Raw genomic sequence first — 23,955 nt, 5'->3', positions numbered from 1 at the left:
AGGACAGAGCCTGCCGGCTCATCCGGGATAATCGACGCCAATGAGAAAAAGCCCGTCGGGCGGCGCCACCTGGCCGCAGGCGGCGCGGTCGCGCGCTTCGAGCGCCGCCTTGAGGTCGGCCTCGGTCCAGCCGCCATCGCCGATGCGTTTGAGCGAGCCGACCATGGAGCGCACCTGGTTGTGCAGGAAGGAGCGCGCCGAGGCTCTCACCTCGATCATGTCGCCCGCCCGGCTCACATCGAGCCGCTCCAGTGTCCGGACCGGGCTGTTGGCCTGGCACTGCGTCGAGCGGAAGGTGGTGAAGTCATGCCGGCCGAGCAGGATTTTAGCCGCCTCGTGCATGGCGCCGGCATCGAGCCGCTTCGGCACCCACCACACCTTGCCCTTTTCCAGGGCGGCGGGCGCGCGACGATTGAGGATGCGGTAGAGATAGTGGCGGCCTGTGGCTGAGAATCGCGCGTCGAAATCGTCGGGGACGATCGCCGCCTTCAGGATGGCGACATGCGCGCCGGCTGCCTGCAGATGGGCGTTGATGGCATCGCGCACCTTGTCGCCAGCCCATGCCTTGGTGAGGTCGACATGCGCCACCTGGGCGGTCGCATGCACCCCGGCGTCGGTGCGACCGGCGGCGCGCAGCCGCACCGCCTCGCCGCTGAATCTTTCGATCGCCTGCTCGATCGCCTGCTGCACCGAAGGCTGATCGGCCTGGTGCTGCCAGCCGGCGAACAGGCCGCCGTCATATTCGATGTCGAGGCGAAAACGCGGCATGCCGGGCAGCTATACGCTCTTGCCTAGGCGGCGAGAGCGGTGAAGGCCGAGGCGTAGACCAGCTTGCCAGCTTCGGGAGCATCGCCCCAGGCCAGCGCCTGCAGCGCTTCGCCTTGGTACTCGCTCTCGAACTTTTCAGCGCGAGCATGGCTATAGCCGAAACGGCCGTAATAGGCCGGGTCGCCCAGCACCACGGCCAGCGTCTCGCCAGCATCCCTAAGGCGGATATGCGCCTCGCGGATCAGCGCCCCGCCAATGCCGCTGCCATGGAACGAAGGCTCCACCGCCAGCGGCGCCAGCGCCACGGCCGCAGAGCTCTTGCCGCCACTCTGGACGAACAGCCGCGAAAACAGGATATGGCCGACAACCTGGCCGTCTTCTTCCGCCACCAGTTCGACGACGGCGTCGCCGCCGGTCACCAGCGCGTCGACCAGCCCGGCCTCCGCCTGCTGGCCGAAAGCGTGTTCCTCGACGAGGCGAATGGCCTCGCGATCCCGCGGCGTTGCCGCGCGTATCGACATCATGCTCATGAGAACTTCATTCCTTTTACGATCTTGGCTCCGCGCAGGAATTCCGACGCGGCGGCGGGCTTTCCGCCCGCACGTTGAACTTCGACCAGCCTGACCGCGCCCGCCCCGCAGGCGACCGTCAGCCGGTCATCGAGAATTCCTCCCGACTCGCCCAAATCTCCCGAAAGCGACAGGCCTTCAGACAGCGTCGAGCGAAGCAGTTTCAGCCGTTCCATGCGGCCGCCAATGTCAATTTCGGACCAGGCGCCGGGAAAGGGCGACAGGCCACGAAGGTGGTTATGGACCTCGGCCGCGGGCCGCGTCCAATCCACATGCGTCTCGGATTTATCGATTTTTCTGGCGTAAGTCACCCCTTCCGCCGCTTGCGCGGTAAATGTCAGAGTGTTCTCTTCCAGCCGCGCCAGCGCTTCCACCATCAGGGCGGCACCAACGCTCATCAACCGATCATGCAGATCGCCGGCTGTCATATCGGGGTCTATGGCGCATTTTTCAAGCAATCCCACCGGTCCGGTGTCCAAGCCCTCTTCCATGCGCATCACCATCATGCCGGTTTCCAGGTCACCCGCCATGATGGCGCGCTGGATGGGGGCGGCACCGCGCCAGCGCGGCAAAAGCGACGCATGGCCGTTGATGCAGCCAAGCAGGGGCGCGTCGAGAATTGCCTTGGGCAGCAGCAATCCATAGGCGACGACCACGGCGATATCGGCCCGCAGGGCGCCGAAAGCAGCCTGCTCGGCCTCGCTTTTGAGGGATGTCGGCGTCCGCACCTCTATGCCCAGCCGCTCGGCCTCGCGCTGCACCGGAGATGGGGTCAGCTCCAATCCGCGCCGGCCGGCCGCGCGCGGCGGCTGCGTGTATACGGCTGATATCTCATGTCCGGCCTCGGCGATCGCGCGCAGCGTCGGCACCGAAAACTCCGGCGTGCCCATGAAGATGACGCGAAGGGGCATTTTTCTTACGATATCCTGTCTTCTGCTCGCGCCGTGAGCCGGCTCACGCTCCTGCTTCAAACGGGTTTACCAGCTTCAGGTCAAGCCCATCGAAGTCGCGCACATTGCGCGTCGCGAGCGTCGCATCATGGGCGAGGCAGATCGCGGCGATCATGGCGTCGGACGGACTGATGGGCCGCCCGATCCTTTCGCGTGCCGCGCGCAGCCTGCCGGCCAGTCGAGGGATCGAACCCGAAAATTCCACGATACGGCCAGCGAACTGCTGCGAAATCAGCTGATCGAGCACGCGAACATAACGGTTCGATCCGGTCTGGTTCAAGAACCGTTCCGCGCCGAAAGATTGCTCCATGATGACTGGTCCGCACATATAGAGCGCGAGAAGATCCTGCTTTCGGAACCAGGCGGAGACGTTCGAGTCGGGCACTGGCTTGCTGGCCTCGGAAACGACATTGGTATCGAGGACAATCACTCGAAACCCTCAATGGGACGACCGAAGTCGCGTTTCCTGTCCGCTTCGATCTCGTCCATGATCTCGGAAAATTCATCGCCAATGGCGTTTTCAGCGACAAATGCCGAGCGAATCGCATCCCATGCCGAGAGACCCGGCTCCGGCTTGGGGCCTTTTTCCGCGACCATGCCTTTACGCAAAAGATCGATCGCCTTGCCTGACAGGCTCTGGCCACCCTTACGCGCTGCTTGTTCGATTTCGCGCTTCAAAGGTTCGGGGATGTCTCTGATCAACATGTCGCCCATGGGCATCTCCAGGGTTTGATATCATTGATATCAAACCCTGCGTCTATTCTCAACGAAATTCGATGATGGGCAAAGGACAAGGCGAAATGAACAGCGCGGGCTGCTCGAATCACTCCTATCCCGCCAGCTTGCCCGGCGCCTTGTCCTTGGCGAGCTTCTTGAACTTCTTCACCACCATGTCGCGCTTCAGCTTTGAGATGTGGTCAATGAACAGCACGCCGTTGAGATGGTCGATCTCATGCTGCAGGCAGGTCGCCATCAGCCCCTCGGCCTCCATCTCCTGCAGCTTACCGTCGCGGTCGAGATACTTCACCCGCACCGAAGCCGGGCGTTCGACCTCGGCGTAATAATCGGGGATCGACAGGCAGCCTTCCTCATAGACGGAGCGCGCCTCGGCGCTTTCCAGGATCTCCGGGTTGATGAAGACATGCGGCGCTGGCGTTTCGTCTTCCTTGGCGAGGTCGATCACCAGCATGCGCAGCGGCTCGCCGATCTGGATCGCCGCCAGCCCGATGCCGGGGGCGTCATACATGGTCGCCAGCATGTCGTCGGCCAGTTTGCGCAAGGGCGCGTCGACGCGCTCCACCGGCTTGGAGAGCTGGCGCAGGATGGGATCGGGAAGGATGATGAGCGGCTTGATCGGCATGGCGTCCCACGTAAGACGTCCAGCGAAAAGCGTCAACCGGGGCATCTGACTCATGTTCTTGTTTTGATCTGTGCGGTCAGGCCGAATCGGCTATGCTGTCCACATGAATGATCTGAGCACCATCCTTTCGCAGCCCGTCGCACGGCTTGGCGCCTCGACAATCACGCTTGGCCACGCGCTGGCTTTCGGCGCCTTGTTGTTCCTCGGCCTGTTCGTGGCGCTGGTCATCGCGCTGTGGCGGTCGGCCAAGGCGCGCGCGGTCGCTGCCGCGGAAGCCGCCGACCACGCCCGCGACGCCGAGGCACGGATGGCCGGTATCTTGCAAAGCCAGGCCGAGATGCAGGGCCGCATGGGCGCCATCGCCGAAGTGTTCGGCGCGCGCCAGGCGGAGCTGACGCAGTCGATCGGCCAGCGGCTCGACGCCATGACCGGCCGCCTCGGCCAGACCATGACCGAGCAGACCAAATCCACGCATGAGAGCCTGGCCAAACTGCAGGAGCGGCTGGCGATCATCGATGTCGCGCAAGGCAACATCCAGTCGCTCGCCGGCCAGGTCGTACAGCTGCAGGCTATCCTTTCCAACAAGCAGACGCGCGGCGCCTTCGGCCAGTCGCGCATGGAGGCGATTGTCGCCGACGGTCTGCCGCACGGCGCCTATGAGTTCCAGGCGACGCTGTCGAACGGCAGCCGGCCGGATTGCCTGGTGAAGATGCCGAACGGCGCGCCGTCGCTGGCAATCGATGCCAAGTTTCCGCTGGAAGCCTGGAACGCCATCCGCGCCGCTGATGGCGCCGACCTGCAGAAGGTTGCGTCCCAGGCCTTCCGCCGTGACATCGAGATCCATGTCCGCGACATCTCGGAAAAATACCTGATCCAGGGCGAGACCCAGGACACCGCCTTCATGTTCGTGCCGTCGGAATCGGTGTTCGCCGAGATCCACGAGAATTTCGAGGCTGTTGTCCACAAGGCGCACCGCGCCCGCGTCGTCATCGTCTCGCCGTCGCTGCTGATGCTGTCGATCCAGGTCATCCAGGCAATCCTCAAGGATGCCCGCATGCGCGAGCAGGCACATCTGATCCAGGGCGAGGTGATCCGGCTGATGGAGGATGTGCAACGTGTCGACGAGCGCGTGCGCAAGCTACAGGTGCATTTCGGCCAGTCGGCCAAGGACATCGACGATATCCTCGTCTCGACATCGAAGGTGACCAAGCGCGGCCAGAAGATCGAGGCGCTGGAGTTCGGAGTGCAGCCCGATGGCGATGCCACCCCGGACGCGCCGTCACGGCCACCGGCCGCCAAACTCGAGCCCGGCCCGCGCGTTGCCGATTCGAAGACCGGCCAGCTCAGGCTGCGCGTCGTCGAAGGCGACGACTGAATGGATAAACTGCCTAGGCCACAGCCACGATGACGTGTGCCTGAATTTTGGCGGCAACCGCGCCGCTGCCATGCCTGGCCGCAATCGCGGCTGCGGCATAATCCGTTGCGGCGTCGAGTTTGCCCGGATCCCGGGCCTCGATTTCGGTGCGAAGCACCGTTCCCTGGCAGTAAGCGACGGCCGGAATGCGCGGCGAGGGCGCACGGCTTTGTTCGGCTCTCGTCTCGATCGCCACACCGGAGAAGTCGGCCTCTTCCAGCTCGCTGCGGATCAGTGCCGTATCGTGGTAGCCATGCGGCGTGCGGGCGAGAAAGCGCGGCGGATCGTTCGGAAACATCCTTGCCAGCGCGTTCGTCACATCATCGGCAAACACATTCTCCTCGATGCGGTCCCATACGTTGAACAGGAAATGTCCGCCGGGCTTCAGCACCCGCCTGGCCTCGCGGTAGGCGGAGGGGCGGCTGGGAAAGAACATCGCGCCGAACTGGCAGCAAACGAGATCGAAGGCCGCGTCTTCGAATGGCAGCACCAGGGCATCGGCCTGGCGCCATTGGATGCGACTGTCGGGGGCCTGCCGCGAAGCGGCGTAGTCGAGCATCGGCTGGTTGAGGTCGGTCACGACATAGCTTGCGTCAGGGGAGAGTTTTGGCGCCAAGGCGCGGGTGACGACCCCGGTGCCCGCGGCGACCTCGAGGACGGCGCTGGGCGAGAAGGACGCGGCTCGCTGTGCAAGGTCCGCGGCGAACGGCTCGAAAATCAGCGGCACCATATAGCGGTCGTAGTTTTCCGGAATCGAGCCGGCAAACAGTTTGTCCGTTTCCAACATCGCTGTTACCCGCCCTTTGATGGTGAGCGAGGCTAGCACATAATTGCTTGTCTTGGCGGCTTTCGGCCGAGAGGCGGCTGCTACTGCTCCTCCACGATGCTTATGTCCTCGAATTCCGGAAGCCAGTGCAGGGCCGACCTGTGCCACTTCTGTTGTGTCGGCACCAGATCCTCGCGTTGCCGCGCGGTACCCACCCTGATCCCATAGACCTTCGGGCCGTCGCCGACCGACGTCGCGTAAAGATGCGAACCGCACTCGCCGCAAAATGCCTGGGCGCGCTTGGCGCCGCTCGATCCGGTCTTGATATAGATTTTTGGCGTGCCCCGGGTGATCCGGTAGTGATCCTCGGGCGCGGGAACGGTGACGCGAAAGGCCGTGCCGGTCAGTTGCTGGCAGTCCGTGCAGTGGCAGATCGAGGTCTTTGCCGGGTCGACCTCCGCCTCATAGGTAATGGCGCCGCAATGGCACCCGCCGTCGATCTTCATGCTCGTTCCTCCGAAATCCGTCGCCTGATCTTAGCAAGGCAATGCGACGGGGCAACGGCGCTGCGCTGGTCCAGGACTAGTTCGATGCCGCCTCGATCAGCTTGCGCCGCTGCTCCCAGGTGCCCGTGGTCTGCGGCTTGACGAACAGCCGCGTGATCTCCGGCATTTCCTTCTTCAGCCGCGCCTCCAGGCGTTCGACACAGGCCTCGATCTCCGGCGCCGTCAGATGGTCCTCGAACTCGATGCTGAGCCCAGCAACGATCTCTTGCGGTCCCATGTGGACGGTCAGGACGCCGTTCGCCCGCTGCACCGCCGGATCCTGCTGGGCGATCGCCAGCACTTTTCTCTGCACCTCGGGCGAGGCCGGTTCGCCGATGAGCAGGCCTTTGCTTTCACGGGCGAGGAAACTTGCCGTCGCGCCGAGGATGAGCGCGATGCCGATCGAGGCGGCGCCGTCGAGCTCCGGCATCTCCAGCATCTCCGCCGCCAATATGCCGGCAAAGGCGACGATCAGGCCGAGAAGCGCCGCGCTGTCCTCGAACAGCACGGTGTAGACACTCGGGTCCTTGCTCGACTGCACCGCCTGCAGCCAGCCCTGCGTGCCTTTCTCTCGGCGGAACTCCTTCAGCGCCACCATCCAGGAGCTGCCTTCGAACAGGAAGGACAGGGCGAGAACGATGTAGTTCACCTTGACGTTGGCGACCGGCTCCGGCGCCATGATGTGGACGATGCCCTCGTACAACGACACGCCGGCGCCGAGCGCGAAGACCAGCAGGGCAACGATGAAGCTCCAGAAATAGAGTTCCCGGCCATGGCCGAGCGGATGCGTGCGGTCAGCCGGGCGCGCGGCACGGTGCATGCCGTAGAGCAGCAGGCCGCCATTGCCGGTATCGACCAGCGAGTGCACGCCTTCCGACAGCATCGCCGAGCTGCCGGTGAAGAAGGCGGCGGCGAATTTGGTCAGCGCGATCGCCAGATTGCCGGCGAGCGCCGCATAGATGACCGTTTTGGAGCCGCCATGCCCGGCCATGCGGTGTCGTCCCCTTCAAGGCATAAAGTTGTAGCGGCCCAGCCGCCGAAGCTCCACAGCCATCACAACGCGCCAATCGCCGGGTCGTTCAAAGTCTTCGAAGGGGCCGGAACGCTATTCGACGATCTCGTCGGTCCACACCTTGAAGCCGGCGAGTGTCCCTGGTCCGAAAATATGGGTCAGTGGCACGTCCGCCGCGTCGCGCCCGGAGGCGATCAGGATGCGGCCGATGCGCGGTGCATTGTTGCGCGGGTCGAAGACATGCCAGCGGCCGCCGAGATAGACTTCCATCCAGGCGGCGAAATCCATGCTCGACCACGGCTTAGGCATGCCGATATCGCTGATGTAGCCGGTGCAGTAGCGCGTCGGGATGTTGAGCGCCCGGCAGAAGGTGACGGCGAGATGCGCGAAGTCGCGGCATACGCCGCTCTGCTCGCGATAGGCTTCCGCCGCGGTGCGCGTCGGCCGTGCGTTGCCGTAGTTGAAGACGATGTGGTTGTGGACGAAATCGCACACCGCCTGCACGCGCGGTATGCCGAGTGGCGTATGGCCGAACAGCCGCCACGCTTCATTGGCCAAAAGGTCGCTCTCGCAAAACCGGCTGGGCAGCAGGAACAGCAGCGTTTCCGCCGGCAGGTCTCGCACGTCGTGCTGCCAGGCCATCAGCTCGCCCATCTCGAAGGTGCCGGGCGCGCGGATCACCGCATCCGTGCCGAAGGTGAACCGCCCGGGCGGCGCCACGAAGCGGTTGCACCAATTGCCGAAACTGTCGCGGTAGCTCTCGATCGGCACCGGTGGGTTCGAGGTCAAGAAATCCGGACGCTCGAGATCGGAGGCGCGGGAATAGTGGACATTGAGCATCGCGATGAGCGGGGTTTCCTGCGGAAAGTCGAAACTCATCTCGCAGCCAATGTGGATCCGCATTGTCGTCCTGACCGGCCTGCCTGACGATCACCCGGCGAAAGCGCGGGTCGATGCTGCAGTGCGAAGATGAGAATGGCACGGACCGCCGTGGTTTACGAGTAAATTAGAAATTGGTTGAAAGCAGCCGGCCGATGGCTGCGACGGGCGCTGCCCCCTTGCAGCGAAGCGTTTCTCTTGTTTCACTTCGCTTCCCGCAATTGGAGGAACGAATCATGGCTAAAGGTGCGATGAAGGCTGGCAAGGAAGCCCGCAAGCCGAAGAAGGATGCCAAGAAGCCGGCGCCCGCCCCCGCCCTGAAGGCGCCGCCGGTCAAGGCGATGCGCATCAAGGAAAAGTAGGCCTCGGCAAGTCAGGCGCGGCAAAATCCCACCGGTGGCGTCAGATGATGCCGCCGGGTTGATCGGGCGTTTGGACAACCTATATCAACGGCGCGGGGACGACCCCGCGCCTCCCCGAAAATTCGGTCGGGACGACCCGCCCATTATGATCAGCATCTGAGGGTCGGATTCCGTCCAGCCCGGTGCTGGATGGAGCGTTCCCGATGTCATGGATTCTTCTGTTTTTCGCCGGCCTGTTTGAGATCGGCTGGGCGATCGGTCTCAAATACACTGACGGGTTCACCAGGTTGATTCCGACCGTGCTCACGGTCGCCTCGATGATCATCAGCCTCACACTACTCGGCCTGGCTTTGAAGGCGCTTCCCGTCGGCACTGCCTATGCGGTGTGGACCGGCATCGGCACGGTCGGCACGGCGCTGCTCGGCATCTGGCTGCTCGGCGAACCCGCAACCGCGATCCGGCTCGCCTGCATCGCGCTGATTGTCTGCGGCATCATGGGGCTGAAATTCGCAGCCTGAATGCATGTCGCCCAAAGGCGCTGCCTTCGCACAAACACCTTCAGGGCCGCTGCGAGGTGACCCTGATTCAATATTCGAACTGGCTACGCCGAAGCTGCTAGCGGGCGGAGAAGCCTGGGGGCGTTCTGCCGGTGCGCTGCTTGCGCGCCGCATAGCGTGCGTCGCGTTTCGCCTTGCGCTCGGCTTCGTCGGCCAGCAAGCGAGCAATACGCTCGGTCTCTTCGGCTTCCTTGATCTTCGCTTCAGCCTGTGCTGCCTCTTCGGCCGCAACGCGGGCCGCTTCAGCCGCTGCTTCGCGCTCGGCCTTCTCGACCGCCTCGCGTGCCAGCTTTTCCTGCTTCAGCCTTGCCTTCTCGGCTTCGCGGATTTCGCGGGCCTCGAGGATTGCCTTGCGTTCGGCCTGTCGCGCCAGCACTGCGGGATCATCTGCCGCCGGCTTTGACTTGAAGCGCTCCAGAAGCGCCTTCTTTGCCTCGTTCGCGGCATTGCGCCGCTCGAAAATGTCTTTTTCCCTGTAGATAGCCAAGTCCACTTCCCTGAAGTCAATTCGCGAGGCTTACATACGCGCGAATGCCGAGAGTTCAAGCGCCAAAACGGTATGCCAGCCATGAAATTCCGTGATGTTGCAGCCGGGAGACGCCTTTCCACCCAAACCGACATGCACTGTTTACCGTCCACGCCTCTGGCGGCAAGGCAGGTCGTTCGCTACGTCTAGCGGCAAAACCCAACACCAGGATGACATGACATGGAACTCGGTCTCTACACTTTTGCCGACGTCAGCCCGCAGCCAGGCCCCGGCGCCATCGGCCCGCACGAGCGCCTGCGCAACCTGATCGAGGAGGTCGAACTGGCCGACCAGGTCGGTCTCGACGTCTTTGGTCTCGGCGAACATCACCGGCCCGATTATGCCGCCTCAGCACCGGTCGTGGCGCTGGCCGCGGCCGCCGAGCGCTCGAAACGCATCAAGCTGACCAGCGCGGTCACCGTGCTCTCCTCGGACGATCCGGTGCGCGTCTTCCAGCAATTCGCCACGCTCGATCTTCTCTCGGGCGGCCGTGCCGAGATCATGGCCGGGCGCGGTTCGTTCATCGAATCCTTCCCGCTGTTCGGCTACAATCTCGAGGACTATGACGAGCTCTTCGCCGAAAAGCTCGATCTGCTGCTTGCCATTCGCGATCAGGTGAAGGTCACCTGGTCCGGCAATCTGCGTGCGCCGATCAACGATCGCGGCGTCTATCCCCGGCCGTTCCAGGACAGGTTGCCGGTCTGGATCGCCATTGGTGGCACGCCACAGTCTGCCGCGCGCGCGGGCGCGCTCGGCCTGCCGCTGGCGCTCGCCATCATCGGCGGCGAGCCGGCGCGCTTCGCACCGCTGTTCGACCTCTATCGCGAGGCTGCCAAGCGCGCCGGCAGTGACCCGGCGGGTCTCGCCACCAGCATCAACGTGCATGGCTTCATTGCCGAGACGACCGAACAGGCGGCCGACGATTTCTACGGTCCGCAGGCCGAGGTGATGAACCGCATCGGCCGTGAGCGCGGCTGGGGCCCGACATCGCGGGCGCATTTCGACCAGTCGCGTGGTCCCAATGGCGCCCTGTTCGTCGGCAGTCCGGAGCAGGTGGCGGAAAAGATCGTTGCCCAGCACAGGATCTTCAACAATGACCGCTTCCTGCTGCAGATGGCGATCGGCACCATGCCGCACGCCAAGATCATGAAAGCGATCGAACTCTACGGCACCCAGGTGGCGCCGATCGTGCGCAAGGAGACGGCGAAATCCGTGCCGGCAGTGGCCGCTGCACGCTAGGGGTTGCCGGCTTCCGCCATCATTTCGGCATGATGGATCTCGGTCGCCTCGTCCGCCGGGAACATGCATTCGATACGCAGTTCCTGGGCGGCGACGGTTTGCGGCGTGCCCACTGTGGTGACCATCGAAAAATAGTTGAGAACCCGGTCGCCCCCCTCTTTGGCCGGCCCCTCTTTGGTTGGCTTGACGAAACCCAGTGGAATGGTCGGCATGAAGCCGATCGCCACCGGGTTCTTCCAATCGCTTTTCACGTCCGGATAGGCGAGCAGCTCCGCCAGCAATGCCTTTGTCCTGTCGTCGACGACACGGCCGATGGATTCGCGATAGACGCGCTCGAACAGGCTTTTCGCGACTTCAGGCCAATTGGCGACGAATGGACGCATGCCCTGGGGATCGAACATCAGGTGCAGCATGTTGCGCGGTCCCTGGCGGGCGGTCATGTCGATGAAACAGCCGAAGAAGCGCGGCGCCGCTTCATTGGTCATCAGCACGTTCCAGTAACGATCCATGACCAGGGCCGGGAAGGGTTCGTGCTGCTGCAGCATGCGCTTCAAGGCTTTGGTCACCCCCGTCATCTCGGCGGAGTCCCACGCATTTTCCGAAAACATCGGCGCATAACCTGCCGCCAGCAGCAAAATGTTGCGGTCGCGCAAGGGGATATCGAGCGCCTGCGCAATCGTCATCAAGGTCTGGCGGCCGGGAACGCTGCGTCCGCTTTCGACGAAGCTGATCTGCTTTTGCGAAATGCCGGTGTCGAGCGACAGGTCCAGCTGGCTCCGGCCGCGCAAATCGCGCCAGTGACGCAGCAGCACACCGAGGTTCGGCGTCATGTTCGTCTTGAGATCAGCCGACTTCATCGGTCCCCACAATCCATCCGCAGATACAGCGGACGATGCCGACATCGCATGGATCGCATCAGCCAATCCATGCGATGTCGACCGGTTCAGGCTGCCGCGGACCATACCTGAGGCTGGAAGCGCTCCTCGATCGGCGTGCCGGCCATATTGGTGGTGGTCGCCGCCATGGTGGAAATGCCGACACCGGTCACGACTTCCAGGATCTGGGCCTTCGAATAGCCCGCCGACGTAAACGCGTCGATGTCGGCGTCGCTGACGTTCCCCCTGGTCTCGATCAGCGCCTTTGTCAGTGCCGAGAGTGCGGCATATCTGGGATTGCTCGGCAATTTGCCCGCTCGGATCGCCATGACTTCGCTCTCGGCGATCCCGTCTTCGATGGCGAATGTCGAATGGGCGGCAACCGTCCAAGGACATTTGATCGTGACGGCGTTCGTCAGCAGCAGCACCTGCTTTTCGATCTCGTCGAGGCTGCCGCCGTGAAAGCTGCCGAAGGTGCCAGCGAATCCGTTGAGAAGAACCGGATTGTTCGCCATCGTCGCCATCAGGTTCGGAAGAAAACCAAATCTTTCTTCCAGGGCTTTCAGCGTTGGCCTGGATTTCTCCGGTGCCGACTCGATCGTCTGAAGGGTGAATCTCTGCATTGTAACATCCTCTTGCAAGATCAGTTTCTGATTGCACGCACACCTTCGCGTTACGCTACAGCCGTGCTGGGCGTTTTCTGCCTTTCTGGCATCGCGAAAGCCTGGATGTATTAAGCCTCCTGAAGGCATGGCCTCAATTGCATCAAATGTAATATTTCAATCGATGGGCTGTTCGACTGCGGTCTGGTTCTAGCCGGGCCCGTTCAATCCCGCACCATTCCGAAGCCGGCTCATGGAACCTCCACCCGGAACTCCGCGTTTCATGAAGGCAATCGCCGCGTGGAGGACGTCGGCTCGAGGGGTGACCATGAAAACCGAACCCGACGCGTTGGTCGCAGGCACTGCCGAAGCGGCCGAAGCGCGCACCGTGGCACGTGCCGATACCCATCTGATGCGTTCGCTGCTGGTCGGCATCTTCATCTTCATGACCGTCTATGCGCTCTATTTCGGCCGCGCCTTCTTCATGCCGGTCATCCTGGCTTTCCTGCTGGCGCTGACATTGACGCCGATCGTGCGCCTGCTGCGCAAGCGCGGCATTCCCGAAGTGGTTTCGGCGACCCTGCTGGTATTGCTGTCGATCGCCCTCGTTGCCAGTGCCGGCTACCTGCTCAGTGGTCCGGTCATCGACCTCCTCAACAACACCTCGTCGATCGGCCAGCAGCTCACCGAGCGGCTGGCGCAATTGCGGCGTCCGCTGGAAAGGATCATGCAGATCTCGCATCAGGTCGAACAGATGACCGAGACCTCGCAGGAGCCGGGCATCCAGAAAGTCGCGGTCGCCCAGTCCGGCATCCTGTCATCGGCTGCCAGCAATATCCTGTCGGCGGGAACAAGCCTCACCATCATCTTCGTGCTGTCGCTGTTCCTGCTCTCCTCGGGCACGATGTTCTACGAGAAGATCATCCAGTCCTTCGCCAGCCTCAGCGAGAAGAAGCGGGCGCTGCGCGTCGTCTATGACGTCGAGCGTGAAATCTCGCACTATCTGCTCACCGTCACCATCATCAATGCCGGTCTCGGCACCGTCATCGGCCTCGGCCTGTGGGCGCTCGGCATGCCCAATCCGCTGGTTTGGGGCGTCGCCGCGGCACTCCTCAACTTCCTGCCCTATGTCGGCGCGCTGCTGACCATCGTGCTGGTCGCGGTGATGGCGCTGATCAGCTTCGACACCATTTCCTACGCGCTTCTGGCGCCGGCCTTCGTGCTTTTGTGCGATGTCGTCGAAGGCCAGTTCGTCACACCTATGGTGGTCGGCAGGCGCCTGGAGATCAACGCCGTGGCGATCTTCATCGCGATCGCCTTCTGGTCGTGGCTGTGGGGCTTCGTGGGCGCGCTGATGGCGGTGCCGCTGCTGGTCGTCATCAAGGTGTTCTGCGATCATTTCGAGGGGCTTGGCCATGTCGGCAATTTCCTCGCCGCGCAGCAAACCGCCGTGGTGGAAGACGAACCCGTGGAGGAGAACAACAAGGCCGCCGCCTGATCGGCAGGCCGTGTTTGCGGCGCCCTGATCGAATGCCTATATCCGGCCGGACAATGGCCGGTACCCCTTCCTGATGAACGATGTTCCCTTCGACCTCGGCGCCTATCTCGCTCGCATCGGCTACGCCGGTCCGCGGGACGCATCGCTGGATACGCTTAAGGCGCTGCATTTCCTGCATCCGCAGGCGATCCCGTTCGAGAATATCGATCCGTTTCTTGGCCACCCGGTCCGGCTCGACCTTGCAGCGCTGCAGGGCAAGATCGTCCTTGGCGGGCGCGGCGGCTATTGCTTCGAGCACAATTTGCTCCTCATGCACGCGCTGAAGGCACTTGGTTTCGAGGTCAGCGGCTTGGCCGCGCGTGTGCTCTGGGGGCAGAGCGAGGACGCCATCACCGCGCGCAGCCACATGCTGCTGCGCGTCGAGCTCGATGGCAAGACCTGCATCGCCGATGTCGGCTTCGGCGGCCTGACCCTGACGGCGCCGCTGCTGCTCGAACCGGGCCTCGAACAGGCGACACCGCACGAGGCATTTCGCATCGTCGAGGCCGACGATCATTTCCGCCTGCAGGCCGCCATCGGCGGCGACTGGCGCTCGCTCTACCGCTTCGACCTGCAGCCGCAATACGAGGTCGACTATTCCGTCACCAGCTACTTCCTGTCGACCAATCCGATATCGCATTTCCTGACCACGATTGTCGCGGCTCGCGCCGCGCCGGACCGGCGCTACGCTTTGCGCGGCAACCGCCTGTCGATCCATCACCTTGGCGGCCGCACCGAGCAGACAGAGATAGCCACCGCCGCCGAACTCGCCGACACGCTGCAAGGCCAGCTCGGCATCATCATTCCCGACCGCACGGCTTTCGAGGCCAAGGTGCGTGAGAAGAAGATCGTGGAGACCACCGCATGACCGAACTGTCCGTCCTCGACCTGTCGCCGATCGTCGAAGGCAGCGATGCCTCGCAGTCGCTGGCCAACTCGCTCGATCTCGCCCGCCATGCCGAGCGGCTGGGCTACAAGCGCTATTGGCTGGCCGAGCATCACAACATGCCGGGCATCGCCAGCGCCGCCACATCCGTGGTCATCGCCCATGTCGCCGGCGGCACCAAAACCATTCGCGTCGGCGCCGGCGGCATCATGCTGCCCAATCATGCGCCGCTGGTTATCGCCGAGCAATTCGGCACGCTGGCCGCCCTGTTTCCCGGCCGCATCGATCTCGGCCTGGGCAGGGCCCCCGGCACCGACATGAACACCGCGCGCGCCTTGCGCCGCAACCTCGAAGCCGGCGCCGACAATTTCCCGCAGGATGTTGTCGAGCTGATGGGCTATTTCCTCCCCGCGGAGGAAGGCCAGCGCTTGCGCGCCGTGCCGGGCGAGGGCCAGAACGTGCCGATCTGGATCCTCGGCTCCAGTCTCTACGGCGCGCAGCTCGCCGCCATGCTTGGTCTGCCCTATGCCTTCGCCTCGCATTTCGCGCCGGCCGAACTCGATCATGCGCTGGACATCTACCGTTCGCGCTTCCAGCCGTCGGAACAGCTCGACAAACCGCATGTGATGCTCGGCCTCAATGTCTTTGCCGCGCCCACCGATGCCGAGGCGCGTCTGTTGTTCACCTCGCTGCAGCAGGCCTTCGTCAACCTGCGCACCGGCCGGCCCGGACGATTGCCGCCGCCGGTCGAGAACTATGACAGGGATCTCGACCCGATGGCCAAGACCATGCTCGGCCAGGCGCTGTCCTGCGCCGTCGTCGGCTCTCCCGAAACGGTTCGCCAGGGCATCGACGCCTTCGTGCGCCGCACCGGCGCCGACGAGCTGATGGTCACCGCGCAGATATTCGATCACGCGGCGCGGGTGCGGTCATTCGAGATCCTGGCCGAGGCGCACAAATCGCTGTCCAAGGCGGCCTGACATTTATCCGCCAGGTGCTTTTGCCAGAAGCGATGCTCTGCTAAGTGCGGCGCATCCCCAGGCAAGAGCGAGCCTTCCCGTGACCCATGATCTTGACGCACGCACGCAGTTTGCCATCGATCTGGCGCGGCGTGCCGGCGAACTCGGGCTCGAATATTTCCGCGATCTGGAAAGCCTGACCATCGAGAGCAAGGGCCATCAGGACCTGGTCTCACAAGCCGACCGCGAGGTCGAGCTGTTCATCCGCGCGGCCATCGCCGCCGACTATCCGCAAGACGGCATCGTCGGCGAGGAACATGCCTCGGTCGCCAGCTCGACCGGCCATGTCTGGGTCATCGATCCCATCGACGGCACCGCCAATTTCGTGCGCGGCATTCCGGCCTGGTGCGTGGTGATCGCTTGCGCCAGGGACGGGGAGACGGTCGTCGGCGTCATCCACGAACCGTCGACCGGCGAGACCTTTCACGGCAGGCTCGGCGGCGGCGCCTTTGTCAACGGCAGGCCGATCAAGGCAAGTGCTGCGACCAGCCTCGAAGAAGGCTCGGTGGGGACCGGATTCTCGAACCGGGCCGAGGCCGAGAACATCGCCGTGCTGATCAAGAAGCTCCTCGCCGAAGGCGGCGTCTTCTTCCGCAACGCCTCCGGCGCCCTGATGCTGGCCTATGTGGCCTCGGGCCGGCTGCTTGGCTATGTCGAAGAACACATGAACGCCTGGGACTGCCTGGCCGGCATGCTGCTGATCGAGGAGGCCGGCGGCACGGTCCTGAAGGCAGATCGCAAGACGGTGCTGCAAAGCGGAACGCAGGTCGTCACAGGCGGCAAGGGCGTCTTTTCGAAATTGCAGGCGCTTTGTTCCGAGGTGTTCAGGTCCTGATCATGATTGAGACAGCAGACATCCGATAGACCTCAAGCCAGCTTCGCCAGCAGCTTCGTGAAGGTGGCGATCTCCTTGGCCGAGAGCGGCGCCAGTGTTTCCCTGGTGATCTCGCGCGCCAGCGGGATCAGGCGTTCGATGGCGTCGCGGCCTTCGGCGGTCAAATTGACCAGCAACCGTCTTTTGTCGACCTCGTGCTTGGAGAGCTCGACCAGGCCGCGCGCCTTCAACCGGTCGATGACACCTTTCACCGTCGCCGCATCCATGGCGATCAGCGTGCCGAGCTGGTTCTGCGAGGTCTCGCCGACATCGCGCAGTTTGGCCAGCGCCGCGAATTGCGGCGGCGTCAGGTCGCCGATATGCGCGGCGAAGATAGAGACATGGCGCTGATGCGCCTTGCGCAGGATGAAGCCGACCTGCTCCTGCAGGAGATAGTCGTGTTCCTCGGGCTCTTCGGCCTCGACCAGCTTGAGCTCCCCGCCGCTCACCGCAGTCCGTCCCAGGCCTTGATGCCGTCGGCCGCCAACCCGCCCATGCGGTTGTGAATCCGCGGCCCGCAGGTCATGGCCAGACAGAAAAGAATCTCGTCGGGGCGCGGACCGTCGCTGATGCCAACTTCCATGGCGTCGAAATGGCTGCGCACATAGGCGGCGTTGATGTGGCCGAGCGGCACGTCGAGCTTCGAGCCGAAGGCGCCGACCTTCTTGGCCGACGGCACGATCGCCTTGGCGTCGCCGAGCCGCTCGCGCATCGCGTAGCCGCCCGGCACATGCCAGAGCGCGCCGTGCTCCAGTTCGCCCGCCGTGCCGACGATGGCGCCCTTGCCGTAGCCGTCTATCTGCTTGACGTCGCCGCCCAGTGCCACGATCAGCCGGTCGGAAAGCAGCAGGCCGAGCGGCTTCAGATCATCCATGGCGCTCTGCAGATCCTCGACATAGCGCCCGGCGAACGGGTTCTTGACCACGGCCATGGCCGCCGCGCGCCGGCGCGGCACGTCCGCGACCGGCCCGCCCTCATGAAAGATCTCTTCGCTCAGCACCGCGATCTTGCGGATCGGAAACTCAGGCATGGGCAACTTCCTCCCTCGGATTTTTGTTGGGCGCGGCAAGCGCAACCGAGCCACTGATGCGGGCCTCACCGCCAAGAAACAGCGCCGATCCGGCAATCAGGCCGCGCCGGCGAAAATCTTCGGCGACGGCAAGGCCATTGTCCAGCGCCCGCGCCACCTCGCCAGGCGCAAGCGTGCCGACGCTTTGCGTCACCAGCCGCTCGCCGAGATCGCTGTCAGGCGACAGTTCACGTGCGGGAATGCGTTTGATGGCGGGATTGCCGGGCAGGTCTACCGCGTTGGCAATGAGCGTCGCCGCCGCATCGGCTTCGGCGCCAGTCCGCGCCAGCACGGTGACGGCGTCGGCAATGCCAAGCGAGAAGGAGCGACCGCGCCAACCGCTGGTGGCGACGCCGCCAACGCCATCTTCCGCGCGGATCGTGATCCGGTCGGCCATGCCGTTGCCGGTACCGGCGACCGCCAGGCCCATCGACTGGCCCGTGCCGATATGGAGAGCGCTGTCGCCGCCATTGTTGACATAGGCGCGCTGGAGCTTGCGGCCGGCAAGCAATGCGGCGAGCATTTCGTCGGCTACCGATCCGGCAACGGCAGCCATCGGTGTTATGAAACATTCCGCCAAGGGCATGACGGCAGCTTCCATGCGGCGCGCCGTCGGGCCAGCAAAGGTGCGTGGCGCCAAGAAGAATGCCGGCAGCCGCAATTCGGGAAGCTCCTCGACCAACTCGATCAGGATCGTCTGGAAGCGCGCGACGGCTTGCTCGTAGGCCAGGCGGCATTCCTGGACCTCGCCAAAGGCCTCGACGATCAGGTCGATCGGCCCGTGGTTGAGATGCAGCCGCTTGCCGTCCTGCAGCCAATGCGCCTGTGGGCCGTCCATCATCCGGTCCTGTTCGACGCGGCGCGCCGCAACTGCGCCAGCGGCGGCCATGGATTGTCGGTCGGCGCACCGGTGCCGCGGCGCGGGTTGAGGTATTCGCCGCCCTTGGCGACGATATCCTCGACGCTGCGGATTTCCGCTTCGTAGCCGCCGAGCCGGACATAGTCATCGCGGCGCAAAGTGAACTCGATCGGCGCCACCAGCGCCGGCGTTGGCACATAGCCGAAGGCGCCTTCCGGCACGCGCGTCACGTCGACCATCAGCGTGATGCCGCCGCCAGGCCAGACATAGACCGGCGCGCCGCCGACCGTCACATAGGTCTTCAAGCCTTGCACCGAACGGGTGAGATTGACTGGGTTTTCGGTGACGCCGGCGCGCAGCGAACCGCCGGCGCCGCCGATAAACAGCACGGTGCACAGCGCCGGCTCGCAATTGTCCTCGATCAGATTGACCGACTTCTGCAGCCGCTCCGGAAACGGCTTTTCGACCGGCTTCAAATCGTCGTCGAGTTCGTAATAGGCGAACTGCTCGCCGGTGGTCGAAACCATGAGCAGCGACAGGCCCGGCCGCGCACCCTTCTTGGCGTTCCACTCGCCGAGGATCGACAGCGGATCGGAAATCGAGGTGCCGCCCCAGCCGAGGCCGGGCTCGGAGACCTTGAAATAACGACCCGGCGTCGAGCGGCGGCCGATGATCTTTATGCCTGTATCCTGCCAGCCCAGCACCTTGCCGGCCTGGTGCTCGGAGACGACGCCGGTGATGTGGTCGTCGACCACCACCACCTCGTCGACCAGCCCGCGCCATTGCGTGGCGAACATGCCGATGGTGGCCGAGCCGCAGCCGACGCGCATGCGGTGTTCCTGCTTGCCGTCGATGACAGGTGGTTCGCCGGCTTCGACGATGATGGTGGCGCCGCCGTCGATGGTCAGTTCCACCGGCTTGCGGTTGCACAGGTTGAGCAGCGCGTCGCAGGTTGCCCGGCCTTCCGCCTTGGAGCCGCCGGTCAGATGATGCACGCCGCCCAGCGACAGCATCTGCGAGCCATATTCGCCGGTCGTGACATGGCCGATCGCTTCGCCTTGCGAGCGCACGACAGCCGTTTCGGGCCCGAGATGACGGTCGGTGTCGATCTTCACCTTGACGCCGCAATACGAAAAAATGCCTTCGGTGACGACGGTGACGAGATCGACGCCCTCGACCTCCTGGCTGACGATGAACGGCGCCGGCTTGTAGTCGGGATAGGTGGTGCCGGCGCCTATTGCCGTGACGAAGCGGCGCCCGGTGTTGAGCAATTCGCCATCCCATGCCTCGCCTTCGGCGACGAAGGGAACCATGGAGGCGCCAGTCTCGGCCGCATGGTCGAGAATGGTCAGCGGATCCATGCGCACGATCCGGCCGCCGGCATTGCCGTAGCGGTCGCAGGCACCGGTGCGGCCATCGGCTATGTAGCACATGACCGGGCAGGCATCGCAGCGGATCTTTTCCGCCACCTGCTTCTCGCCGGGATCATGGGTCTCAAAACGCTCGGCAAGCTCGCTCATACGCGTGCCTCCTTTTCGCGGATGGCGGCGCGGATACGCGTCGGCGTCGCCGGAACCTTGGTGATCAGCACGCCGGTGGCGTGGCGGATGGCGTTGAGGATCGCCGGCGCCGTCGGGATCAGCACATGCTCACCCAGCCCCTTGGCGCCGAACGGCCCCTCGGGATCGGGAACCTCGACCAGAATGGTCTCGATCGGCGGCACGTCGCCAATGGTCGGGATGAGATAGTCGTGCAGATTCTCGGTGCGGCCGGGAATGTATTCCTCCATAAGCGCCATGCCGATGCCTTGCGCGATGCCGCCTTCGATCTGGCCCTCGACCAGCAGCGGGTTGATCGCCTTGCCGACATCATGCGCGGCGGTGATTTTGATGAGCTTCACCGTGCCAAGCTTGAGATCGACCTCGAGTTCGGCGATCTGCGCGCCGTAGCCGTAGACCGCATAGGGCTTGCCCTGGCCCTTGGCATCGAGCGGCAGTGTCGGCGGGTCGTAGGTTTCCTCGGCGCGGAACACGAAGCCGTCGGCATCCGCGTCGAGCGAGGCGAGATCGATGCGGCGTGTGGCCTCGCCCTCGCGGATGACGATCGCCCCGCCGTCCAGTTGCAGAGATGCCTTTTCGGAAACATTGGCGAAGCGCAGGATCTTTTCACGCAAGGCTCGCCCTGCCTTCTCGGCCGCCTTACCGGTCACAAAAGTCTGGCGCGAGGCGGAAGTCTTGCCCGCGTCGGGGCTGATCGCCGTATCGGCGCTCTTCAGCCGGAATTTTTCCAGCGGCAGGCCAAGCGCGTCGGCGCAGATCTGGGTGATCACCGTGTTGGAACCCTGGCCGATATCGACCGCGCCCTGGTGCAGGATGACGGTGCCGTCAGCCGAGATGCCGACCCGGATGGTCGATGGATTGGGCAGTGAGGTGTTGCCGCAGCCATACCAGCAGGACGCGACGCCGACGCCGCGTTTTTTGCCCACATGGGCACTGTTGAAAGCCTCCGCGTCAGCCGTCGCCCGCGCCCAATGCGGCCGCAGCGCCTCGAGGCATTCGGCAATACCGACACCGGACTCCAGCCGCTGTCCGGTAACCGTTTCGGAGCCGTTCCGGAGGCAGTTTCTCAAGCGAAAGTCGAGCCGATCGATGCCGAGTTTGTCGGCCAGCTCGTCGTAGAGTGTCTCCTGCATGATCGTCGCCTGCGGCACGCCGAACCCACGGAAAGCGCCGGAGATCGGGCCATGCGTGTGGATGGCGCGGCCCTCGGCGCGGTAGTTCGGCGTCGCATAGGGGCCGGAGGCATGCACCGGCACGCGGTTGGCCACCGTCGGCCCCCAACTGGCATAGGCCCCGGTGTTGAAATCGCCGGCAAAGATCATGCCGGTGACATGGCCTCCGGCGTCGGCGCCGATGGTCGCCTTCATCTCCGAGGGATGGCGCTTGGTGGTCGACATCATCGATTCGTTGCGGGTGTAGGCGAGCGCCGCCGGCCGGCCGGTCTTCAGCGCGACGAGGCCGATGAGAGGCTGCAGCGAGACGTCGAGTTTCGAGCCGAAACCGCCGCCGGTCGCCGTCGGCACGATGCGCACCTTGTCGACGGCAAGGCCGAGCACCTTTGCCGTATCGTCGCGGTCCATGTAGGGCGCCTGGGTGCAGGCGACGACAACCAGCGTCTCGCCATCGAGGTAAGCATAGCCGGCTTCCGGTTCGATATAGGCGTGCTCGACATAGGAGGTATCGATAGCGCCGGTAACCGTGATAGCGGCGACAGCAAGGGCCGCCTCGGGATCGCCGCGCTCGACGAAGCCGGAGGTCAGCAGGTTCGAAGGGCGGTTCTGATGGATCAGCGCCGCACCCTCGGCCTGCGCCTCGCAAGGCTGCAGGACATGCGGCAGTTCGGTCCAGCGGATAGGAAAATCCGACAGCTCGAGATCGAGCATCGCCTCGCGCTCGCCGGCGACCAGCGCCACCGCCTCGCCGCGCAGGCGCGCAAACCCATCGGCCAGCGCCGGCTGGTCGGCGAACGGACCGATCACGCCAAAGCAGTTTTTGCCCGGAATGTCGGCCGCGGTGAAGACAGCGGCGATGCCGGGATGCGCCTTGGCCCAGCCGTCGAGGTCGCCGAAGGCGAAGCTGGCGTGATAATGCGGCGAACGGACCACCAGCACCGCAAGCGCATCGGCAGGGAAGGAATCGCCACCGAATTTTTCGCCGCCGGTGACCTTCGGCACGCCGTCGAGCCTGACGGGTGACGCGCCAACGGCGTGGCCGGACTGGGGCAGGCAGAAATCGAGGCTTGCTGCCTGCTGAGAAGCCTCCATCACCGCCGCGATGATCTTCCGGTAGCCGGTGCAGCGGCACAAAATACCGCCCAGCGCATCCTGCACCTCGGTCTCGGTCGGTCTGGGTTTGGTATCCAGCAGCGCTGTCGCCGCGACCAGCAGCGCCGGCGTGCAGATGCCGCACTGCGCCGCGCCGTGGGCGAGAAAGGAGGCCTGCAATGCCGAAAGCCGGCCATTGGCCAGCCCCTCGACTGTCGTCACCGATGCGCCGGTGGCTGAGGCCGCCGACATCAGGCAGGCGCAGACGGGGTCGCCGTCGACCAGCACCGTGCAGGCGCCGCAATCGCCGGCGTCGCAGCCGACCTTGGTGCCGGTCAACTGCAATTCATCGCGCAGCACCTGGGACAGCCGGCGCAGCGGCGGCACATTGACCGAGACGGCGGCGCCATTGACCGCGAAGGCGATGTTGGCGCGGTAAAGGCCAGGCTGGACCCTGCCCGGATAGAGCAGAGCTTCATCCACTTCAGGCAGAACCTGGCTCATGCCGCCACCATATGGTCGTTTGTTGGTCCGGCGGCCATCAGCACAGCCCGCGCGACAATCTCGCGCACCGCATCAAGCCGGTATTCGGCGCTACCGCGCACATCGGCGATCGGCGACAGCTCGGTCATCGGCGCGGACTGGATCGCAGCGGCGAGCCCATGATCGGCCAGCAATCCGCGTATCGCGGCCTCGACGCCGGCAAGCCGCCTGGCGACAGCCGAACACGATCCAACGGCAATCGCCGCTTCAATGACAGTGCCGTTCTCGACAACCAGGCGCGCCGCCACCATGGCAATGGAAATGACGAGGTAGCGCCGGGCGCCGAGCTTGACGAAAGCGGACGTACCGGCGGCGGCAGGCTTCGGCACGCGGATGGCCGTCACCATTTCGCCAGGCTGCATGGCCGTGCGGCGATTGCCGAGAATGAAATCTGGCAAGGACAGATGGCGCGTGGCGGTCACCGAACGCAGTTCGACCTCGGCATCGAGCACAAGCAGGCCCGGCACGCCATCGGCGGCCGGCGAGGCGTTGCAGAGATTGCCGGCGACGGATGCAACGTTCTGGATCTGCGGCGAGCCGACCTCACGTGCGGCCTGTTTCAGCGCATCGAAGGCTGGCGGCAAGGGATGGCGGATGAGATCGGTCCAGGTCGTGCGCGCGCCGATGACAAAGTGGTCGTCCGTCTCGGCGATGCCGCGCAGCGCGGCGAGGCCGTTGATGTCGAGGGCATTGTCGCGGAACGGCTTCGCGCCTTGCGCCGGATAGAAATCGGTGCCGCCGGCAAGGATGCGCCAGGCGCCCTCGCCAAGCAGCGCGAGCGCTTCGTCGACCGTGGTGGGTTTTGCGTAACGGATCACGCTTTGCCTTCCCAGAGAGTGGGCCTTCCCCGAATTTGGCCCTCCCAAGGCGTTTACCCCGGGATTGTCGTGCCGGTTTTCGAACCGGAAATTCATTCGTATG

At 64.3% G+C, this 23,955-nt stretch carries 27 protein-coding genes; 8 read left to right on the top strand and 19 right to left on the bottom strand.

Annotated elements, in window-relative coordinates; translation table 11 throughout:
• Positions 1-18: 18 nt before the first annotated feature.
• From truA to def, 6 genes are all read right to left on the bottom strand, one after another.
• The gene (gene truA, locus CKW40_RS32140) at positions 19-768 is read right to left on the bottom strand and encodes a tRNA pseudouridine(38-40) synthase TruA (protein WP_095203760.1); all 750 of its coding nucleotides are present in this window, start codon (positions 766-768) and stop codon (positions 19-21) included.
• A gap of 23 nt (positions 769-791) precedes the next feature.
• Positions 792-1,298 carry a GNAT family N-acetyltransferase gene (locus tag CKW40_RS32135; RefSeq protein WP_095203759.1) on the bottom strand — a complete coding sequence of 169 codons (507 nt, stop codon included), beginning with the start codon at positions 1,296-1,298 and terminating at the stop codon, positions 792-794.
• A complete protein-coding gene (gene fmt / locus CKW40_RS32130; protein ID WP_095203758.1) occupies positions 1,295-2,248 on the bottom strand; it encodes a methionyl-tRNA formyltransferase in 954 nt (317 codons plus the stop codon). Before fmt ends, CKW40_RS32135 begins: the two co-directional genes overlap by 4 nt.
• A gap of 43 nt (positions 2,249-2,291) precedes the next feature.
• Positions 2,292-2,717, bottom strand: coding sequence for a type II toxin-antitoxin system VapC family toxin (locus CKW40_RS32125; RefSeq protein ID WP_095203757.1), 426 nt, complete (start codon positions 2,715-2,717; stop codon positions 2,292-2,294).
• Complete coding sequence (locus CKW40_RS32120; protein ID WP_179298194.1) at positions 2,714-3,001, bottom strand: plasmid stabilization protein; 288 nt, start codon at positions 2,999-3,001, stop codon at positions 2,714-2,716. Before CKW40_RS32120 ends, CKW40_RS32125 begins: the two co-directional genes overlap by 4 nt.
• A 115-nt stretch (positions 3,002-3,116) precedes the next feature.
• Positions 3,117-3,647 carry a peptide deformylase gene (gene def, locus CKW40_RS32115; protein ID WP_095203755.1) on the bottom strand — a complete coding sequence of 177 codons (531 nt, stop codon included), beginning with the start codon at positions 3,645-3,647 and terminating at the stop codon, positions 3,117-3,119.
• A 103-nt stretch (positions 3,648-3,750) separates the two neighbouring features.
• Here def and CKW40_RS32110 point away from each other — a divergent pair, with 103 nt between their 5' ends.
• Positions 3,751-5,022, top strand: coding sequence for a DNA recombination protein RmuC (locus CKW40_RS32110; RefSeq protein WP_095203754.1), 1,272 nt, complete (start codon positions 3,751-3,753; stop codon positions 5,020-5,022).
• A 13-nt stretch (positions 5,023-5,035) separates the two neighbouring features.
• On the opposite strand, the gene CKW40_RS32105 is transcribed toward CKW40_RS32110, so the two are convergent.
• The 4 genes from CKW40_RS32105 to CKW40_RS32090 form a co-directional block, all read right to left on the bottom strand.
• Positions 5,036-5,848 carry a class I SAM-dependent methyltransferase gene (locus CKW40_RS32105; RefSeq protein ID WP_095203753.1) on the bottom strand — a complete coding sequence of 271 codons (813 nt, stop codon included), beginning with the start codon at positions 5,846-5,848 and terminating at the stop codon, positions 5,036-5,038.
• 80 nt (positions 5,849-5,928) lie between these two features.
• The gene (locus tag CKW40_RS32100; RefSeq protein WP_095203752.1) at positions 5,929-6,333 is read right to left on the bottom strand and encodes a GFA family protein; all 405 of its coding nucleotides are present in this window, start codon (positions 6,331-6,333) and stop codon (positions 5,929-5,931) included.
• Between the two features lie 76 nt (positions 6,334-6,409).
• The gene (locus tag CKW40_RS32095) at positions 6,410-7,363 is read right to left on the bottom strand and encodes a cation diffusion facilitator family transporter (protein WP_095203751.1); all 954 of its coding nucleotides are present in this window, start codon (positions 7,361-7,363) and stop codon (positions 6,410-6,412) included.
• Positions 7,364-7,477: 114 nt separating this feature from the next.
• Positions 7,478-8,287, bottom strand: a complete 810-nt coding sequence (locus tag CKW40_RS32090; RefSeq protein ID WP_095203750.1) for a transglutaminase-like domain-containing protein — start codon at positions 8,285-8,287, stop codon at positions 7,478-7,480.
• Between the two features lie 212 nt (positions 8,288-8,499).
• Here CKW40_RS32090 and CKW40_RS45455 point away from each other — a divergent pair, with 212 nt between their 5' ends.
• Together CKW40_RS45455 and sugE are read left to right on the top strand one after the other, a co-directional pair.
• Positions 8,500-8,625: a hypothetical protein gene (locus CKW40_RS45455; protein ID WP_013891842.1), complete on the top strand. Its 126-nt coding sequence runs from the start codon at positions 8,500-8,502 to the stop codon at positions 8,623-8,625.
• A gap of 203 nt (positions 8,626-8,828) precedes the next feature.
• Positions 8,829-9,143: a quaternary ammonium compound efflux SMR transporter SugE gene (gene sugE, locus CKW40_RS32080; RefSeq protein ID WP_095203749.1), complete on the top strand. Its 315-nt coding sequence runs from the start codon at positions 8,829-8,831 to the stop codon at positions 9,141-9,143.
• A 97-nt stretch (positions 9,144-9,240) separates the two neighbouring features.
• Here sugE and CKW40_RS32075 read toward each other — a convergent pair whose 3' ends face one another.
• A complete protein-coding gene (locus CKW40_RS32075) occupies positions 9,241-9,669 on the bottom strand; it encodes a DUF6481 family protein (protein ID WP_095203748.1) in 429 nt (142 codons plus the stop codon).
• Between the two features lie 219 nt (positions 9,670-9,888).
• Here CKW40_RS32075 and CKW40_RS32070 point away from each other — a divergent pair, with 219 nt between their 5' ends.
• The gene (locus tag CKW40_RS32070) at positions 9,889-10,947 is read left to right on the top strand and encodes an LLM class flavin-dependent oxidoreductase (protein WP_095203747.1); all 1,059 of its coding nucleotides are present in this window, start codon (positions 9,889-9,891) and stop codon (positions 10,945-10,947) included.
• Here the strand turns inward: CKW40_RS32070 and CKW40_RS32065 are convergent.
• Together CKW40_RS32065 and CKW40_RS32060 are read right to left on the bottom strand one after the other, a co-directional pair.
• Complete coding sequence (locus CKW40_RS32065; RefSeq protein WP_244571374.1) at positions 10,944-11,804, bottom strand: helix-turn-helix domain-containing protein; 861 nt, start codon at positions 11,802-11,804, stop codon at positions 10,944-10,946. The two genes, CKW40_RS32070 and CKW40_RS32065, sit on opposite strands and share 4 nt — an antisense overlap.
• 86 nt (positions 11,805-11,890) lie before the next feature.
• Positions 11,891-12,445: a carboxymuconolactone decarboxylase family protein gene (locus tag CKW40_RS32060; protein ID WP_095203746.1), complete on the bottom strand. Its 555-nt coding sequence runs from the start codon at positions 12,443-12,445 to the stop codon at positions 11,891-11,893.
• A 307-nt stretch (positions 12,446-12,752) separates the two neighbouring features.
• On the opposite strand from CKW40_RS32060, the gene CKW40_RS32055 reads away from it, so the two are divergent.
• The 4 genes from CKW40_RS32055 to CKW40_RS32040 all read left to right on the top strand — a co-directional run bounded on the left by CKW40_RS32055 (position 12,753) and on the right by CKW40_RS32040 (position 16,701).
• Complete coding sequence (locus CKW40_RS32055; protein ID WP_095203745.1) at positions 12,753-13,922, top strand: AI-2E family transporter; 1,170 nt, start codon at positions 12,753-12,755, stop codon at positions 13,920-13,922.
• Between the two features lie 73 nt (positions 13,923-13,995).
• Entirely contained in the window at positions 13,996-14,829 is an 834-nt protein-coding gene (locus CKW40_RS32050; RefSeq protein WP_095203744.1) for an arylamine N-acetyltransferase family protein, read from the top strand.
• Positions 14,826-15,827: an LLM class flavin-dependent oxidoreductase gene (locus tag CKW40_RS32045; protein ID WP_095203743.1), complete on the top strand. Its 1,002-nt coding sequence runs from the start codon at positions 14,826-14,828 to the stop codon at positions 15,825-15,827. The genes CKW40_RS32050 and CKW40_RS32045 overlap by 4 nt, the downstream gene beginning before the upstream one ends.
• 79 nt (positions 15,828-15,906) lie before the next feature.
• The gene (locus CKW40_RS32040) at positions 15,907-16,701 is read left to right on the top strand and encodes an inositol monophosphatase family protein (RefSeq protein WP_095203742.1); all 795 of its coding nucleotides are present in this window, start codon (positions 15,907-15,909) and stop codon (positions 16,699-16,701) included.
• 32 nt (positions 16,702-16,733) lie between these two features.
• Here CKW40_RS32040 and CKW40_RS32035 read toward each other — a convergent pair whose 3' ends face one another.
• The 6 genes from CKW40_RS32035 to CKW40_RS32010 are packed head-to-tail and all read right to left on the bottom strand — an operon-like array spanning position 16,734 to position 23,852.
• Positions 16,734-17,189 (bottom strand): MarR family winged helix-turn-helix transcriptional regulator, encoded by a 456-nt coding sequence (locus CKW40_RS32035; protein WP_095203741.1) that lies wholly within the window; start codon positions 17,187-17,189, stop codon positions 16,734-16,736.
• Positions 17,186-17,770, bottom strand: coding sequence for an amino acid synthesis family protein (locus CKW40_RS32030; protein ID WP_095203814.1), 585 nt, complete (start codon positions 17,768-17,770; stop codon positions 17,186-17,188). The genes CKW40_RS32035 and CKW40_RS32030 overlap by 4 nt, the downstream gene beginning before the upstream one ends.
• Positions 17,763-18,647: a UPF0280 family protein gene (locus tag CKW40_RS32025; RefSeq protein ID WP_095203815.1), complete on the bottom strand. Its 885-nt coding sequence runs from the start codon at positions 18,645-18,647 to the stop codon at positions 17,763-17,765. The genes CKW40_RS32030 and CKW40_RS32025 overlap by 8 nt, the downstream gene beginning before the upstream one ends.
• Positions 18,647-20,188: a 6-hydroxynicotinate reductase gene (locus tag CKW40_RS32020; RefSeq protein WP_095203740.1), complete on the bottom strand. Its 1,542-nt coding sequence runs from the start codon at positions 20,186-20,188 to the stop codon at positions 18,647-18,649. Before CKW40_RS32020 ends, CKW40_RS32025 begins: the two co-directional genes overlap by 1 nt.
• On the bottom strand, positions 20,185-22,995 hold the full coding sequence (locus CKW40_RS32015) for a molybdopterin-dependent oxidoreductase (protein WP_095203739.1): 2,811 nt from the start codon (positions 22,993-22,995) through the stop codon (positions 20,185-20,187). The genes CKW40_RS32020 and CKW40_RS32015 overlap by 4 nt, the downstream gene beginning before the upstream one ends.
• Positions 22,992-23,852, bottom strand: a complete 861-nt coding sequence (locus CKW40_RS32010; RefSeq protein WP_095203738.1) for an FAD binding domain-containing protein — start codon at positions 23,850-23,852, stop codon at positions 22,992-22,994. Before CKW40_RS32010 ends, CKW40_RS32015 begins: the two co-directional genes overlap by 4 nt.
• Between the last annotated feature and the right edge of the window lie 103 nt (positions 23,853-23,955).

It is taken from the genome of Mesorhizobium carmichaelinearum, from assembly GCF_900199455.1.
GTDB classification, from domain to species: domain Bacteria; phylum Pseudomonadota; class Alphaproteobacteria; order Rhizobiales; family Rhizobiaceae; genus Mesorhizobium; species Mesorhizobium carmichaelinearum.
Note: the sequence above shows the minus strand (reverse complement) of the source record. Positions and strands in the feature narration are given on the sequence as shown.

Coding starts and splice junctions, on each gene's coding strand:
- truA (WP_095203760.1), bottom strand. CDS start 768: ATGCCGCGTTTTCGCCTCGACATCGAATATGACGGCGGCCTGTTCGCC.
- CKW40_RS32135 (WP_095203759.1), bottom strand. CDS start 1,298: ATGAGCATGATGTCGATACGCGCGGCAACGCCGCGGGATCGCGAGGCC.
- fmt (WP_095203758.1), bottom strand. CDS start 2,248: ATGCCCCTTCGCGTCATCTTCATGGGCACGCCGGAGTTTTCGGTGCCG.
- CKW40_RS32120 (WP_179298194.1), bottom strand. CDS start 3,001: ATGGGCGACATGTTGATCAGAGACATCCCCGAACCTTTGAAGCGCGAA.
- def (WP_095203755.1), bottom strand. CDS start 3,647: ATGCCGATCAAGCCGCTCATCATCCTTCCCGATCCCATCCTGCGCCAG.
- CKW40_RS32110 (WP_095203754.1), top strand. CDS start 3,751: ATGAATGATCTGAGCACCATCCTTTCGCAGCCCGTCGCACGGCTTGGC.
- CKW40_RS32105 (WP_095203753.1), bottom strand. CDS start 5,848: ATGTTGGAAACGGACAAACTGTTTGCCGGCTCGATTCCGGAAAACTAC.
- CKW40_RS32100 (WP_095203752.1), bottom strand. CDS start 6,333: ATGAAGATCGACGGCGGGTGCCATTGCGGCGCCATTACCTATGAGGCG.
- CKW40_RS32095 (WP_095203751.1), bottom strand. CDS start 7,363: ATGGCCGGGCATGGCGGCTCCAAAACGGTCATCTATGCGGCGCTCGCC.
- CKW40_RS32090 (WP_095203750.1), bottom strand. CDS start 8,287: ATGCGGATCCACATTGGCTGCGAGATGAGTTTCGACTTTCCGCAGGAA.
- CKW40_RS45455 (WP_013891842.1), top strand. CDS start 8,500: ATGGCTAAAGGTGCGATGAAGGCTGGCAAGGAAGCCCGCAAGCCGAAG.
- sugE (WP_095203749.1), top strand. CDS start 8,829: ATGTCATGGATTCTTCTGTTTTTCGCCGGCCTGTTTGAGATCGGCTGG.
- CKW40_RS32070 (WP_095203747.1), top strand. CDS start 9,889: ATGGAACTCGGTCTCTACACTTTTGCCGACGTCAGCCCGCAGCCAGGC.
- CKW40_RS32065 (WP_244571374.1), bottom strand. CDS start 11,804: ATGAAGTCGGCTGATCTCAAGACGAACATGACGCCGAACCTCGGTGTG.
- CKW40_RS32060 (WP_095203746.1), bottom strand. CDS start 12,445: ATGCAGAGATTCACCCTTCAGACGATCGAGTCGGCACCGGAGAAATCC.
- CKW40_RS32055 (WP_095203745.1), top strand. CDS start 12,753: ATGAAAACCGAACCCGACGCGTTGGTCGCAGGCACTGCCGAAGCGGCC.
- CKW40_RS32050 (WP_095203744.1), top strand. CDS start 13,996: ATGAACGATGTTCCCTTCGACCTCGGCGCCTATCTCGCTCGCATCGGC.
- CKW40_RS32045 (WP_095203743.1), top strand. CDS start 14,826: ATGACCGAACTGTCCGTCCTCGACCTGTCGCCGATCGTCGAAGGCAGC.
- CKW40_RS32030 (WP_095203814.1), bottom strand. CDS start 17,770: ATGCCTGAGTTTCCGATCCGCAAGATCGCGGTGCTGAGCGAAGAGATC.
- CKW40_RS32025 (WP_095203815.1), bottom strand. CDS start 18,647: ATGGACGGCCCACAGGCGCATTGGCTGCAGGACGGCAAGCGGCTGCAT.
- CKW40_RS32020 (WP_095203740.1), bottom strand. CDS start 20,188: ATGAGCGAGCTTGCCGAGCGTTTTGAGACCCATGATCCCGGCGAGAAG.
- CKW40_RS32015 (WP_095203739.1), bottom strand. CDS start 22,995: ATGAGCCAGGTTCTGCCTGAAGTGGATGAAGCTCTGCTCTATCCGGGC.